This is a genomic window from Bacillus sp. FSL K6-1003 (assembly GCF_037964945.1).
Taxonomy (GTDB): domain Bacteria; phylum Bacillota; class Bacilli; order Bacillales; family Bacillaceae; genus Bacillus; species Bacillus mojavensis.
Genome location: NZ_CP150176.1, coordinates 835,711 through 850,449, shown reverse-complemented (window position 1 = coordinate 850,449; position 14,739 = coordinate 835,711). Strand labels below are relative to the sequence as shown.

Below are 14,739 nucleotides of genomic sequence, written 5' to 3'. Positions count from 1 at the left end.
ACTAGAAAAGCAGTTTGAGTCATAGGGTCAGGTACATAATCCAAGTTTCAGTGTATGTTCCTGCAAATTTTCTTTCAATAGCTTGGACTGCGCATGAAAAAGACCCGGAAATCGGAATTGTTTATCTTACCGAAATCCAGATCTGATTAGGAATTGATTATTTTAGTTAGACGATTTCAATACAAGCTTCGCCACTGCTTCAACGTGAGCCGTCTGCGGAAACATATCGACAGGCTGAATATATTCCACGCGATAGTCTTTCGACAGCGCCTGTAAATCCTTCGCAAGCGTGGATGGATTGCAGGAAACGTAGACAAAACGTTTCGGTTTGACTTTTTTGATCGTATCCAGGAACGTAGTGTCACAGCCGGTTCTTGGCGGGTCAACGATGACGACGTCCGGGCGGAAGCCTTCTTTTGTCCATTTCGGGAGCCAGTGCTCGGCTGTTCCTGTTACGTACGTGGCGTTTGTCATACCGTGTTTTTTGGCATTTTTCTTGGCATCGTCAATTGATTCTTTGATGACGTCCATGCCGCGGACTTCCTTCGCTCCGTCCGCCACCCACATGCCGATGGTGCCGACGCCGCAATACGCGTCAACGACTTTTTCTTTCCCGGTCAGCTGCGCCGCTTTTTTCACTTCGTCATACAGCTTGACGGTTTGCTCCGGATTGAGCTGGAAGAAGGCGCGGGCGCTCAATTCAAAAGATACGTCGCCGAGCACTTCTTGAATCACGGTATGTCCGGCGAGGGGTTTTGATTTTTCACCGAAAATAACAGAGGTTTTCGCTCCGTTTACATTTTGAATAATGGATTTCACCTCAGGCAGGCGCTTTTGGATCGCTTTGACGATTTCTTCCTTATGCGGAAGTGTATCTTTTGCTGTGACAAGCACGACCTGCACTTCGCCTGTTTCAAAGCCGACTCTCGTCACTATCGTGCGGACGTCGCCTTTTCGTTTTCTTTCATTATAAACAGACACATTGAAGTCCTCTAAAATGCGACGGACGATGCCTGTTGTTTTGTTGGTTGCCGGATGCTGGACGATGCAGTCTTTGATTGGCACGATATCATGAGAATCAAGACCGTATAAGCCGGCAATGATGCTGCCGCTTTGTGAGCGTCCGATCTGGAATTGGCTTTTGTTACGGTAGTTCCATGGGTTGTCCATGCCGACCGTTTCTCTAATATCCATGTTTTCGACTTTGAACTTCGTATGGCGCTCCAGAGACTGGATGACGATGTCGCGCTTTTCCCGAAGCTGCTGGCTGTATGCAAGATGCTGAAGCTGGCAGCCGCCGCACTGCTCGTAGACAGGGCAAGGCGGTGCTACCCGATGCTCCGAAGCCTTGCGAATCTTCTTGATCCGTCCCTCCGAAAACTTCGGCTGCACTTTCGTCGCTTGGACGACAACCTCTTCACCTGGAAGCGCGCCGGGCACGAATACGACTTTTTTCTTGAAATAGCCGACGCCTTCCCCGTTAATCCCGAGACGTTTAATCGTCAGCGGAAAGGTCTGTCCGACTTTCAGTTCGACGGGCGCCTTTTTGTTTTGTTGGTTCACGTTGTTCTCTCCGTTTCTATATGAAGCTTTCTGCGGATGGCAGAAAGTGAAATGGTTTTTTCACATCTTTCTAGTATAACACGTTTACACGATTTCCTTCATTGTGAGACGAATTATTCTATACTTCTCCACAAATACAAAGACGCATAGCTTAAATAAGGCTCCCACTCCCTGCTCATCGCCAGCATGACGTCCTTTGCCGGCTTATCGTCCAGTTGAAAATGGCGTTTTATCGCGTTCTGGAGTCCGATATCGGCCAGCGGGAATAAATTAGGGCGTCCAAGTCCGAACATGAGGACGTTTTGCACGGTCCATGGGCCGATGCCTCTAATTTTGATCAGTTTCTTCATGATGTCTTCATCTGTCATTTGGGGCAGCTCTGACAAGTCGAGCGTGCCTTCGGCGATCATTCGCGACGTATCAATAGCGTATTCCGCTTTTCGCATGCTGAATTGCAAATCGCGCAGATCTTGATAATCCAGCGCCGCAATCGTTTCCGGCTTCGGATAGCACCACACGCCGTCCTTCTGCTCGCCGAACGTATGGACAAACCGTTCTGTCAAGGTGTACGCAAAAGATAAATTCAGCTGCTGGTGCACAATGCATTTCATGATACAGTTGTACACGCTGTAGTCCAATACAAGCGGCGTGCCTGCATGCTCTTCAAATATCGCGGAAAGATTCGTTTTAGAGAAATGCTCAAGGACATGCCGCAAATTATGTTCCCATTGAAAAATCCGTTTGATTTCCTTCATCATGTCTTCCTGCTCTGTTTCCCCGCTGACGAGAAACTCGGGCTCGTCCGCATCGCCTAAGGCCTGCACCTTCACAATACATACGTCACCGGTCTTATTTCTGATCGGCACTCTTATGTCCCGCGCTTTCAGATCAACTGCATTCAAAGGGTCTAACGCCAGCCTGTCGAGCACACGGTCAAAATGGTACGGCGGTGTGACCGATACTTTTTCTTTCCACATATGATCAGCCCTTTTTCCGTTTTTGTTCAGTATACCACGCCGCTGAAAACCGGCAGAAAACACTGTATACTTTTCTGAAAAAGGCCGCATGATATAATGGCAGGTGGAGGGTTGTTTATGATCAACATTACCGCTATCACAACACAGCATCAGCTTTTAAAAAATATACCGATTGAACGGGTTGAACAGCCGGATATTGCGTGGTACTGGGTTGATTTTTACGGCCCGGAGGAAACAGAAACCGCGTTATTGAGAGATTTTTTTCATTTTCATCCGCTTGCGATTGAAGATTGTTTTCAGCATATGCAGCGCCCGAAGCTTGACCATTACGACGGCTATCGCTTTTACGTGCTTCATGCGCTGAATCAGGAAACGCTTGAGACCGAAGAAGTCGATATCTTTCAGGGCGAAAAATTTGTCGTCACCTTTCATTTACACGAAACACCCGGTATCGCCAAAGTCCGGGAGCGTTTATATGCTTCACCGGATCTGTTTAGAAAAGGGCCGGGACATATTGCTTATATGATCATGGATCAGCTTGTTGATGAATATTTTCCTCTGGTGTACAAAATAGAAGACCGGCTGAATGAGATTGAAGACAGCCGCAGCCACAAAACATACGGGACGCTGATGAGCGAGGTGTTTGAGCTCAGAACAGACCTATTGCATCTCAGGCGGACCATTATTCCGATGCGTGATTTGCTGTATCGGATTTTAAGTCTTGACCATCTCAAAGACCAGCGTGAAACAAAGGCATACTTCAGCGATATTTACGATCATTTATTAAAGCTTTCAGAAATTGTGGAATCTAACCGTGACATGACGTCCGATTTGCGTGACAGCTACGTGACACTGAATTCCAACCGGATGAATGCGATTATGATGACATTGACCATCGTGTCTACGATATTTATCCCGCTCACGTTTATCGCCGGTGTTTACGGCATGAACTTCGACAACATGCCGGAGCTTCACTGGGAATACGGATATTACGCCGTGCTTGGCCTGATGGCCGCCCTTGTGATCGGCATGCTGATATGGTTTGTACATAAAGGATGGTTCAACATCTTTAAATGAGGACAGCGTGAAGCTGTTCTTTTTATTTTGGCAAGCCGATTTCCAGCATATCCTGTTCGTTTTGTATATAATGAAAAAAATGTTCAGGGAGTGATCAGATTGAAAATCGCTGTGATCGGACTTGGCAATATGGGACAGCCCATTGCCCAAAACGTGCTACAAGCAGGCTATCGTTTGACAGTATATAATCGGACGAAAGAAAAGACGGAGGAATTTGGATCCCAAGGCGCCCAAGTGGCAGAAACGCCTCGCCAGGCGGCTGAGACCGCTGATATCGTCGTGACAATGCTTTCTGATGACAATTCTGTCAGCGCTGTGACATTCGGCAAAGATGGATTGATTGAAGGATTATCAGAGAATGGGATTCACATTTCGATGAGCACGATTAGTGTTGAGTGTGCTGGGAAGACCAGATGCCGCAGCAAACGCCGCGCTTCGGATAATTGCGGCAGGACCCGCGGAAGCAAAAAAAACAGCAAAACCTCTGCTCGAAAGCTTGAGTCAGCAAGTGTTTGACGTCGGCGAAGAAAGCAAAACAGCAAACGCAGCGAAAATTAGCATCAATTTCCTGCTCGTATCCATGCTGGAAGCGTTATCTGAATCATTCCTGATGATGGAGAAATACGGTTTAGAGCAAAAGCAATTTTTAGCCATCGCCAACGCGCTTTTCAGCTCCCCTGTATATCAAAATTACGGAACGATCATGGCCGAGCAAACATTTGAGCCGGCGGGCTTTAAAATGTCATTAGGGTTGAAGGACACCAATCTGGCGCTCGCCGCCGCGGAGCAGGTCTCCGCCAAGCTCCCTCTTGCCGAGCTGGCGAAAAGCCATTTTGAAAATGGTATTGAAAAAGGGCTTGGAGACCTAGATTGGGCCGCTTTAATAACATGCATAGAAAAATAGAAAGAAGCCTCTCCATTGCGGAGAGGCTTTCTTGTTTACAAAGACGGCAGCTTCATTTCTTTCTCAAACATCAAGTCATCAATGCTTTTAAAGGTATAGCCTTGTTTTTTCAGATCGGTAATCGCATCGTCCAGCGCCTCGGCATTGTCCTTGGAGACAGTGTGGAGCAGGTAAATCGCTCCCGGATGCGCCTGTTTGATCATGTGATCGTAGGCGTATTTTTTCCCTTTTTGATGATTGATTTTCCAGTCGACAAAAGCGACGGACCAGAAAACGGTTTGATAGCCCATGCGTTTCGTTTCTTTCAGCACGTATTCACTGAACACGCCGCGCGGCGGCCGTAAGTACAGATTGTCCTGCTTTCCCGTGATCTTATAAACCTCTTCGTTGACTGAATCGAGCTCGTCCTGAATTTGGTCAGCGGTTTTTGTCGTCAGATCTGGATGGTGAAAGGAGTGGTTGCCGATGATATGCCCTTCATCCGACATCCGTTTGATCAGCTCGGGCTGATCTTTCACGAAATGCCCGGTGACAAAAAACGTTCCTGTCACGTGATGTTTTTTTAAGACATCAAGCACCTTTGGCGTATATCCATTTTCATAGCCGTTATCAAATGTTAAATAAATTGTTTTTTCTTTAGTATTGCCTAAATAAAACGCGTCGTATTTTTTGATCAGGCTGTTCAGCTGTTTTCCCGCATCTGGCGGCTGATGGTTAACGCTTCGCTTAAAGCCCCAATTAATCGGCTCATTCGGTACCGCATCTGCCTGTTTTGCTCCTGCCGCAAGCAGGACGGCGGCGCAGCATATTGCACACATCCACTTCATGGCCAGCGCTCCTTCTGCATTTTTTCTTATTTTACAGAAAGGCGCTCCATTTTATACTGACGCTTTATGCCAATATAAAAAACCGCGGCAAGCGCGGTTTTATTCCCAGTCTTTTTTAAATCGTTCATATTTGGCTTCCAGGTCATCCAGCATGCCGATGAGCCTGTCTATATCTTCTACGTCTGTTGCTTCAGGGTCTAATGAATCAATGACGTTCATAAACATGTCTAGTCTGTTCTTTAAATAATCAAGCTGCTGATCTTTATTGTTTACTGCGTTCCCCATTCTGCGCCTCCATTCATTTTTTATCATGGTAGCTCATTTTTTGCCGTTTTTCAATTGCCCCGCTACTTGCGATCTTGGCAAATCAGGTCTAAAATTAACTGTTGGCAGCGTTAGTATGCCCCATTTATAAAGGAGTTAGATAGTCATGACACAAAACACGAAGCTGCGTCCGATTACACCTGAGTTCGACCCTTGGGAAGCCTATATGGATGTCGACCAGTATGGAGATATGCAGCTGACGAACGTTGAATTCACAACGACGACACTGTGCAATATGAGATGCGAGCATTGCGCTGTCGGCTATACATTGCAGCCCAAAGACCCGAATGCTCTCCCAATAGATCTTCTGTTAAAACGGCTGGAGGAAATTCCCCTCCTCAGATCCATCAGTATTACAGGCGGAGAGCCGATGCTTTCATTAAAATCCGTAAAGGAATATGTCGTGCCGTTATTGAAATACGCCCACGAACGCGGGGTGCGGACCCAAATCAATTCAAACTTGACTCTCGATATCGAGCGATACGAATGGATTATTCCGTATCTTGATGTGTTACATATTTCTCATAACTGGGGAACGGTTGAAGAGTTTGCGGAAATCGGTTTCGCTATGATGGACAGAAAACCGACCTTCGAGCAGCGCGCACGCTATTTTGATAAAATGATCGAAAACAGCCGCAAGCTAGTGGATGCCGGAGTGATGGTATCAGCGGAAACGATGCTGAACAAACGCACACTTCCGCATATTGAGCATATTCACCGCCAAATCACAGAAGATATGAAATGTCAGCGCCATGAAGTCCATCCGATGTATCCGAGTGATTTTGCGAGCGCCCTTGAATCTCTCAGCCTGAAGGACATGAGACAGGCCATTCACCGCTTGCTGGATATTCGTGATGAAAATACATGGATGCTGTTCGGAACACTGCCGTTTTACGCATGCAGTCCCAATGAAGAGGATCAAGAGCTGCTGCGCCGGCTTCGCACGGCGAAAAACGTGACAGTGAGAAATGACCCTGACGGCCGGTCGCGCCTGAATGTCAATATTTTTGACGGGAATATTATCGTGACAGACTTCGGGGATACACCGCCGCTCGGCAATATACAAACGGACAGCCTGCCTTCCGCCTACCAAAAGTGGAGAGAAACAAAGCTGGCCAAAGAGCTGAACTGCCACTGCCCGAATGTCCGGTGCCTCGGACCAAACGTACTCGTCAAAAACAGCTACTACCAGGATACAGATTTTTCAAAACGTCAAGCCAGGAGTTAGATGCGGATGGAAGAAACACTTACGGAGATTTTTCAGAATAAAATCGTTGATATTCTCCTCGTCGCCGTTATTTTGTGGATCGGTGTTTTTATCATTAACCGATTGGTGCAGTTATTTTTCAAACGGACGGACTTTATTGAAGAGAGAAAAGAGAAGACCATCGAAAGCCTTGTCCGTTCTATCACCCAATATACGGCGACAATTGGTTTTATCTTTTATGTTATTTCTTTATTTGTGCATGATTTCGGCAAAATTTTAGCCGGGGCGGGTGTAGCCGGTATCGTCATCGGTTTTGGCGCCCAATCGCTGATTAAGGATGTGCTGGCGGGTGTGTTTTTAATTTATGAACGCCAGCTGCACAAAGGCGATTATGTGACGGTAAACAATTTATTTAACGGCACCGTCGAAGAAATTGGCCTGCGCTCGCTGCAAATCCGCGAGTGGAGCGGAAAATTGCTCACCATCAGCAATGGTGAGGTCAGACAGATAGAAAATTATAATATCGATTTTATGCGGATTACCGAATCCTTTCTCATCAGCTTTAAAGAAGATCCAGATCGTGTATACAGTGTGCTGGAGGAAGCTTGCGACATGCTGAATGAAGAGCTTCGCGATTCACTGAAGCGGGATGAATTCGGAAACCCGACAGAGCCTTTTCAAATACACGGCATTACCGCTTTGAATAAAATCAACCGCGGGGTTGAATTTACCGTGAAGGGTATGGTGCGGGATGAAGATTATTTCAGCGCCAGCCTTGCCGCCAGACGGGTTCTCGTTCGCCAGCTGTACCAAAACAATGTTCAAATGCTTGAGGAAGCGGTAAGAATCGAAAGAACCCAATAAAAAAACTGATTCCATAATGGAATCAGTTTTTTATTTATCTTGGCTGTGAGGAAAGCTGGAAGCTAAACGTGACATGGTCTTGAACCGGAATCCACGCGCCGATTCCCTGTGACGTGACATTTTTCACAACAAGTTTTCGTTTATTGCCTTTGAGCACTAAATAGACTTCTCCGTAAGTCACTTTCCCTTTTTCATTCACAGCCGGAGCATATGCGTTTAAATAACCAAGCTTTTTCGGAGCGACTTTATAAATTTGATCTCGTTTTGTTCCCGCTCCGATGACCGTTTCAAATGCAAGCGGAAGATTTGTTTTTTCCATCGCCTTCAGCATCATCATGCTTTTGACATCTTCCGAGTTTGGAACTTTTGCTGTCAGGCCGCCCGTTACTTTATATTGCTGCTCTTGAGCGTAATGCATTTCAGCCGTTTGTTTTCCGCCGCGGTTATCCGAACGGTTTGTATTGATTTTTTTATATTCCCAGTTGGCGACCGTTTCATTCGATTCATATCCGAGCGCCCATTTCCCGAGAAATATTGTGGCCCGGTAGCCGACCGCAAGCGGTGTGCCAGAGACCGTAGACTCGTTCAGCATTTTGATGAGGTGCGGATTTTGGATCTGTACCTCTGATGAATTCAGCAGTTCCTTAGCCAGCTTACTCGGCTGAAGCATCGGCTGATCCTGTGAAGCATTCGGATATGTGTTTTCCTTCGAGATGCTTGCTACAGAATTAGGCACCTTAAACTGCTTTTTCGCGTGGATGGGCTGAACGCCGAAAAAACTAAAGAATAATAACACAATAAGTGTGGAATGAAATAGCTTTTTCATCATATCACTCTTTCTATGGCATTTTCCCTTAGTCTTTTCTTCCCGCTTTGTTGTTATCCATCATTTTTTTAGGTTAAAGAAGGAAAAAGCCGATCGCCATAATGACATAAGCCGCTAGCAGCGTAGCACCTTCAAACCAGTTGGAATCACCATCATTCGAAATGGCAATCATCAAGAGAACGGAAGATACCATCGCGACAAGCTCCGGCAGTGTAAAGACAAGCGGCATGCTTACCGGGAAAAAGATGGAACAGATCACGAGCACTGGCGCGACAAACATGGCAATCTGCAAAGTGGAGCCGACAGCGATCTCCACCGCAATGTCCATTTTGTTTTTATAAGCCATGATAATCGCTGAAGCGTGTTCCGCCGCATTACCGACAATCGCAACGATGATGACCCCGATAAACAGCTCACTCCAGCCAAACTGTTCAGCAACCGAGTGGAATGTGTGCACCAGGTTTTCGGATATGTACGCCACGACAATTGTTGCCGCAAACAAGACGAGCGTGGCAACCTTCCCTGACCATTCCGGCTGCTCCTCTTCCTCTGGCTTGACAGCATTTTTTGGCTGATATACACCGCGGTGCGTAACAAGTTTAAAGTACAGAGCCGCCACATATAACAGAATCAAAATGATGCTGATGCCGATGCTCAAATTAAGCTTGCTTGTATCCCCCATACCAACCGAAAACACCTCGGGAATTACGAAAGCCACAATAATGGCGAAAATCAAAAGCCCGGAATTATGGCGCGCGTCATGGATATTAAACTCCTGCCGCTTGTATTTTAAACCGCCGACAAAAAACGATAAACCCGCAACCAGCAGGAGATTTCCTAGCACCGAACCGGTTAAAGAAGCAAGCACGATTCCGGTGAGGCCTTCCTTTAATGCAAATAGCGAGATAATCAGCTCAACCGCATTCCCGAAGGTGGCGTTCAACAGACCTCCGATCCGCGGCCCTGCAATAATGGACAGCGATTCTGTCGCTCTTCCCATATAGCTTGCCAAAGCAATAATCGTTACACAATAGACTGCAAAGAGAACGGCAGAAGGCCAATGCATCAAACTGCCGATAACAGACAGCGGGACACCCGCCGCCACTAATATAAAAAAGATACGATTCATAGTGAATTGACTCCTTTTGTTTGACTTGTTTTATTTTTATTCTTCACAAAAATCATCATGATTACACGAGGTCAAATGTTTACGGGCGATTTAGGCTTTTTTCAGGTTGCCGGCTTTTGGAAATCGGTGTACGATCAACATAGATCTCACAAAGGAGAACAGACACGATGTCACGAAAGCATTTTTTTATTCTGGTTTTGCTTGTTTCCATATCCGGGTTTTCACAAGGCATGCTGCTGCCCGTCATCTCGATTATTTTTGAAACAAATGGTGAATCAGCGGCGATTAACGGCCTGCATGCGACCGGACTGTACATCGGGGTGCTATTGGCTTCTCCGTTTATGGAGGCCCCGCTCAGAAAATTGGGCTTCAAACCGCTGATTGTCATGGGCGGAAGCATCGTCATTTTAAGCTTGTTCGGGTTCATTTGGCTTCAGTCGGTTTGGGTGTGGTTTCTGCTTCGTCTTTTCATCGGGATCGGCGACCATATGCTTCATTTTTCGACGCAAACGTGGGTGACCTCCATGTCGTCAAAGCAAAACCGCGGGAGAAATCTTTCCATTTACGGACTCTCCTTTGGCCTTGGTTTTGCTGCGGGTCCGTTCATGGTTCCGCTTGTTAAGCTGAATCCGGCACTGCCTTTTATCGTGTCAGGCTGCATCAGTTTGCTCGCGTGGCTGTTTGTTTTCTTGCTACAAAATGCATACCCGGAAACCAGCCCTCATGAAACCCAATCAGACAATAGTTTCAGACGCTTTTACCAGGCTATGCTGTTTGCATGGGTTGCGTTTATGCCTACGTTCGGGTACGGATTTCTGGAGACAGCATTAAACGGCAGCTTTCCTGTATATGCGCTACGTCTGGGTTTATCTGTGGACGCCGTCGCTTTGATTCTTCCTGCATTTGCGATCGGGAGCATTATTTTTCAATTCCCGCTCGGCATTCTCAGCGATAAATACGGAAGACGGAATGTGCTGCTTGTGATTTTGCTGACGGGGGCCTTTTGCTTTCTCATCGCAGGCGTGTTCCCGTTTCCTTATGTAATCGGCTGCTGCTTCTTTATTGCGGGCATGGCAGTCGGGTCAACCTTTACACTCGGCATCAGCTTTATGACAGACCTTCTTCCGTCCCACCTGCTGCCGGCGGGGAATTTGCTTTGCGGCATTTCATTCAGTCTCGGCAGCATTTTCGGGCCGATTGCGGGCGGCTGGTATATGCAAACCTTCGAAAGCGCTAACTTGTTTTATTTGATTACCCTCATTCTGGCCGCTGTCTGGCTCGCTATTGCTTTAGGCAAACCGAAAAGCTGGCCCGCGGCTGAGACCTATTCTTCCTCTTCATAAGAAAAAGCCTCCTGACATCATGTCAGGAGGCTTTTGTTCTAATGATAGCCGTTTTGTCCGTTGGCACTTCCGCTAGTTTTTTGGCTCGATTTGCTCTTTGAGTTCTGTTTGTTATGGCTTCCGCCTTTTTTCGTATGCTTTGTCATCACGTTTAGCCCCCCGGATCATTTTTGAACTGAAGTTCCTTTATAGGGTGCGCTAATTGTAGGGATTTTCATCAGGAAGCTTTTTACGTTTATGTAAAAGCGCATTGATTTCTCCCCCTAAAATAATTAAAATGCCGCTTAAGTAAAACCAGATCATCAGGACGATGATCCCCCCAATGCTTCCATATGTGGCACTATAGTTCGCAAATGTACTGACATAAAACGAAAACAAGGTGCTGACGACAATCCAGCCGATGGCCGCAAACAGTGCACCCGGCATCACAAAGCGAAGCGACAGCTTTTTGTTAGGGGCGATGATGTACAAAGCAGAAAAAACAATCAGCAGCACAAGCGGGCTGACTCCCCAGCGAATCGCAGTCCAGATGGATAAAAACAGGTCCGACGCGCCGACAAAATCCGCAGCAAGCAGTCCGATCTGTCGGCCGAATACCGGCAGAAGGAGGGCAACTAAAATGGTAAACACCATGGCAATCGTCAGAAAAATTGAGGTCAGACGAACAATGATAAAAGAGCGGTTTTCCTCCACTTCATACGCGTGGTTTAACGATCTGACGATGGAATTCATTCCATTAGACGCAGACCATAACGCCGCGATGATCCCGAATGACAGCAATCCGCCGTTTCGGTCATTTAATGTTTGGTGGGTAATGGATTCAATGAGGGACATCGCACTCCCGGGAGCGTATTGTTTTACAACCCCCAGCACGTCATCTGTAGAAATCGGAAGATACGCGGTGAGCGTCAGCATAAAAATCAAAAACGGAAACAGCGATAATAGAAAAAAATACGCCAGCTCCGCAGATTTGCTTTGCCCCTCATGAAGGGTGTATCTGCCGAACAGCTCTTTCAGAAAGTTCATGTCGTCTCACCTCGAATGTTTGATCATTTATCTTTTGAAAAGTGGTCCTTCGTTTCCTGTACCAGCTCCATCACTTTCGGCGTTGTTTTTTTCAGCTCTTTAACTTGCTGATTAACGAAGCCGACTTCATCTGACAGCGTCTGGGCCAGCTGTTTTGCTTGATCAATTTTTGTAATGACATTGTTTTTCAATAGTTCAGGATTGTTTTTGTACAGAGACATTTTATGCTTGCACGTCATCCATCTCATGCCGCAGGCCTGTCTCGTCGGCTTATGGAATAAGGATAGCGCAGCGCCTGCCGCGGCTCCGAGAATGACCCCTTTCAATAACCAGCGTTCATTGTTCATGATGAACTCTCCTTTCCCTTACAATAGTTTTTCTTCTTGAATGGATGCAAGCAGATGCTCACAGCCTGATCTGATCAATTGATAGACCTCGTCAAAGTTCCCAGTGTAGTAAGGGTCGGGAACATCCGCAAGATCTGAATCATCAACGTAGTCAAGCAGCCTCTTGATCTGTGCGGCTTTTTTAAACCCCGCCATGCTTCTCAGGCTTCCGATATTTTCTGCATCCATCGCAATGATGTAATCAAAATCGGTTAAATCCTGTTCGCGCACCTGGCGCGCCAGCATGCCTTCAAAGCTGATTCCTTCTCTGCGCAATATCTCCTGCGTTCCTTCATGCGGAGGATTGCCGATGTGCCAGCCGCCGATGCCGGCTGAGTCTGTTCTGATTTTCCCCTCTAAACCTTTTGTTGCTGCCAAGTCCCGAAATATCGCTTCCGCCATTGGAGACCGGCAAATGTTTCCCAAGCAAACAAATAATACGCTGATCATGTTGTGCAACCTCCCTATTCTTTGCCCATATTTCTCTAAAAAGAAACCTTTACCGCTATCTTAGTAGGATGTTCAATCACATTTCAACTGATGTCACCACTTTTTTGAAATAAATGGACGAAATGAGAATAGGGTTTTTTTCTGATGGAATTCTGTTAGAATAAAACATACCAAATGACGCGAAAGAAAGGATGTAATCATTTGTCCAGCCAAAATACAGAAACATTAACTCAAATGATTGAAGAGATTTCACAAAAACTGAACATGCTGAATGTCGGGGTTATCAAAGCGGAAGACTTCAGCGACGAAAAAATAGAGGATCTCACCTACCTTCATAAAATGGTGATGAAAAAAGAAGCATTCAGCCCGAGCGAAATGCAGGCGATCGCTCAAGAACTTGCATCACTTCGAAAATAATGGGGCTTGCCGGCATTCGGCAAGTCCTTTTTTATTATTGATGAAGATGATTCTTTTTGCTTTCGTTCGTTGGGAGCCGGAAAGACGCGGCAGCAGGCATGCCCGCAAACATCTACCCGATGACATCAGCATGATGACAGCAAGGGGCCGGTCTTGACGAACACAGCAAATGGTCGAATAAGATTTTGAAGGAGTACTAGAATGAAAACGAAATACGTCAAAACAGCAACCGGAATGTACATCAACTACTTCTTGCTCGGAATGGTCAATATTATTCTCGCATCCAACATGTCCTCCTTAACAAAGCAGTGGAATACCGACCCGACAGGCATCAGTTATGTGATTGCGGCTATCGGATTCGGCAAGCTGCTGACGTACGGAATATCTGGCGTTTTATCAGATAAAGTAGGCAGAAAACCGCTCATTGTGGCTTCCGCCGGAATGATGGCTGTCTTTTTAGTCGGTATTCCCTTATCACCGAGTTATGAACTTGCGTTTGTGTTTGCTTTATTAGCCGGAGTCGCAAATTCATCCATGGACGCAGGAACATATCCGGCTTTAACGGAGCTCTTTCCAACTGCCCCCAGCTCGGCGAATGTCTTGGTAAAAGCTTTTATGTCTCTCGGGGCCGCTCTTTTGCCGTTCCTGATTACAGTTTTGGCAGACCATAGCCTATTCTACGGATTTGCATTTTATTTGCCGGCAGCCGTCTATGCGCTGAACATCCTCTATTTATCAGCAGTTTCGCTGCCAAAAAAACAGAAACAACCAATCAGCTCCGGGCAACAGGGATCTCCAGCTTTCTTATCAGAACCCGACATGAAGAAAGAAGGCGCCGCCCTGATTATTATTGGCTTTACTTCAACAGCTTTATTTACAGTCTCTCAAATTTGGCTCCCAAGCTATGCCCAAAAGGCTGCAGGGTTAGCTGAATCAGCATCCGTACAATTGCTGAGCTACTATAGTATAGGATCTTTGATATCGGTTTTATTATTAGCTCTTTTGCTGAACAGATGGGTAAAACCGGTGATGATTACGCTGCTGTACCCCGTTATTACATTATGTACGCTTGCGGTTATGCTTACAATTCACGATCCAGTTGTGCTGGATATCACAGCCTTTTTCTTAGGATTTTCAACCGCTGGTGTGTTTCAAATTACCGTTACATTAATGACAGAGCTTTTCTGGAAACGCAAAGGCACCGTCACCGGAATTGTTGCGACAGCTTCAAGTCTTGCGTCGATTCTGCTGCCGATTGCTACAGGACTCATTGCAAAAGCGGGAGGCATAGCCCATATCTTTATGTTCGACTTCGGCATTGCTGTCATCGGGACAGTCTCCGCTGCCTTTTTGTATTACAGATACAATAAACTAACCGCAGGCTCCAAGCGATCATGAAAAAACGGACGTCCCCGCAGG

General features: G+C 46.4%; 15 protein-coding genes and 1 pseudogene. 7 read left to right on the top strand and 9 right to left on the bottom strand.

All coding sequences use genetic code 11. The features are described from left to right. Positions 1-162: 162 nt before the first annotated feature. Together rlmD and NSU16_RS04275 are read right to left on the bottom strand one after the other, a co-directional pair. On the bottom strand, positions 163-1,563 hold the full coding sequence (rlmD, locus tag NSU16_RS04280) for a 23S rRNA (uracil(1939)-C(5))-methyltransferase RlmD (protein ID WP_168747214.1): 1,401 nt from the start codon (positions 1,561-1,563) through the stop codon (positions 163-165). Between the two features lie 113 nt (positions 1,564-1,676). Then, the gene (locus NSU16_RS04275; protein WP_268472456.1) at positions 1,677-2,540 is read right to left on the bottom strand and encodes a DNA-3-methyladenine glycosylase; all 864 of its coding nucleotides are present in this window, start codon (positions 2,538-2,540) and stop codon (positions 1,677-1,679) included. Between the two features lie 117 nt (positions 2,541-2,657). On the opposite strand from NSU16_RS04275, the gene corA reads away from it, so the two are divergent. Further along, a complete protein-coding gene (corA, locus tag NSU16_RS04270; protein ID WP_229148934.1) occupies positions 2,658-3,617 on the top strand; it encodes a magnesium/cobalt transporter CorA in 960 nt (319 codons plus the stop codon). Positions 3,618-3,716: 99 nt separating this feature from the next. Next, positions 3,717-4,521: pseudogene (locus tag NSU16_RS04265) on the top strand (NAD(P)-dependent oxidoreductase). 35 nt (positions 4,522-4,556) lie between these two features. On the opposite strand, the gene pdaA reads toward NSU16_RS04265, so the two are convergent. Next, on the bottom strand, positions 4,557-5,348 hold the full coding sequence (pdaA, locus tag NSU16_RS04260) for a delta-lactam-biosynthetic de-N-acetylase (protein WP_059291644.1): 792 nt from the start codon (positions 5,346-5,348) through the stop codon (positions 4,557-4,559). 99 nt (positions 5,349-5,447) lie between these two features. Further along, the gene (locus tag NSU16_RS04255; protein ID WP_010333401.1) at positions 5,448-5,633 is read right to left on the bottom strand and encodes an SE1561 family protein; all 186 of its coding nucleotides are present in this window, start codon (positions 5,631-5,633) and stop codon (positions 5,448-5,450) included. Positions 5,634-5,778: 145 nt separating this feature from the next. Here NSU16_RS04255 and yfkAB point away from each other — a divergent pair, with 145 nt between their 5' ends. Both yfkAB and mscC read left to right on the top strand, forming a co-directional pair. Further along, on the top strand, positions 5,779-6,900 hold the full coding sequence (gene yfkAB / locus NSU16_RS04250; RefSeq protein WP_168747210.1) for a radical SAM/CxCxxxxC motif protein YfkAB: 1,122 nt from the start codon (positions 5,779-5,781) through the stop codon (positions 6,898-6,900). Beyond that, on the top strand, positions 6,901-7,743 hold the full coding sequence (mscC, locus tag NSU16_RS04245; protein ID WP_083504394.1) for a mechanosensitive ion channel protein MscC: 843 nt from the start codon (positions 6,901-6,903) through the stop codon (positions 7,741-7,743). It abuts the gene before it with no gap. Positions 7,744-7,777: 34 nt separating this feature from the next. On the opposite strand, the gene NSU16_RS04240 is transcribed toward mscC, so the two are convergent. Beyond that, positions 7,778-8,572: a YfkD famly protein gene (locus NSU16_RS04240; protein ID WP_081720826.1), complete on the bottom strand. Its 795-nt coding sequence runs from the start codon at positions 8,570-8,572 to the stop codon at positions 7,778-7,780. A 70-nt stretch (positions 8,573-8,642) separates the two neighbouring features. After that, positions 8,643-9,698, bottom strand: coding sequence for a calcium/proton exchanger (cax, locus tag NSU16_RS04235; RefSeq protein ID WP_168747208.1), 1,056 nt, complete (start codon positions 9,696-9,698; stop codon positions 8,643-8,645). Positions 9,699-9,865: 167 nt separating this feature from the next. On the opposite strand from cax, the gene NSU16_RS04230 reads away from it, so the two are divergent. Then, on the top strand, positions 9,866-11,041 hold the full coding sequence (locus NSU16_RS04230) for an MFS transporter (protein ID WP_339192175.1): 1,176 nt from the start codon (positions 9,866-9,868) through the stop codon (positions 11,039-11,041). Positions 11,042-11,239: 198 nt separating this feature from the next. On the opposite strand, the gene NSU16_RS04225 is transcribed toward NSU16_RS04230, so the two are convergent. From NSU16_RS04225 to NSU16_RS04215, 3 genes are read right to left on the bottom strand one after another with little or no spacing between them, the layout of a single operon-like run. After that, positions 11,240-12,067: a YihY family inner membrane protein gene (locus tag NSU16_RS04225; RefSeq protein WP_010333394.1), complete on the bottom strand. Its 828-nt coding sequence runs from the start codon at positions 12,065-12,067 to the stop codon at positions 11,240-11,242. A 23-nt stretch (positions 12,068-12,090) separates the two neighbouring features. Further along, complete coding sequence (locus tag NSU16_RS04220) at positions 12,091-12,414, bottom strand: hypothetical protein (RefSeq protein ID WP_010333393.1); 324 nt, start codon at positions 12,412-12,414, stop codon at positions 12,091-12,093. 18 nt (positions 12,415-12,432) lie between these two features. Beyond that, the gene (locus NSU16_RS04215) at positions 12,433-12,903 is read right to left on the bottom strand and encodes a low molecular weight protein-tyrosine-phosphatase (protein ID WP_010333392.1); all 471 of its coding nucleotides are present in this window, start codon (positions 12,901-12,903) and stop codon (positions 12,433-12,435) included. 201 nt (positions 12,904-13,104) lie between these two features. Between NSU16_RS04215 and NSU16_RS04210 the strand changes: the two genes are divergently transcribed. Next, positions 13,105-13,320, top strand: a complete 216-nt coding sequence (locus NSU16_RS04210) for a DUF1128 domain-containing protein (RefSeq protein WP_010333391.1) — start codon at positions 13,105-13,107, stop codon at positions 13,318-13,320. A 201-nt stretch (positions 13,321-13,521) separates the two neighbouring features. Further along, a complete protein-coding gene (locus NSU16_RS04205) occupies positions 13,522-14,718 on the top strand; it encodes an MFS transporter (protein ID WP_339192173.1) in 1,197 nt (398 codons plus the stop codon). Positions 14,719-14,739 lie beyond the last annotated feature (21 nt).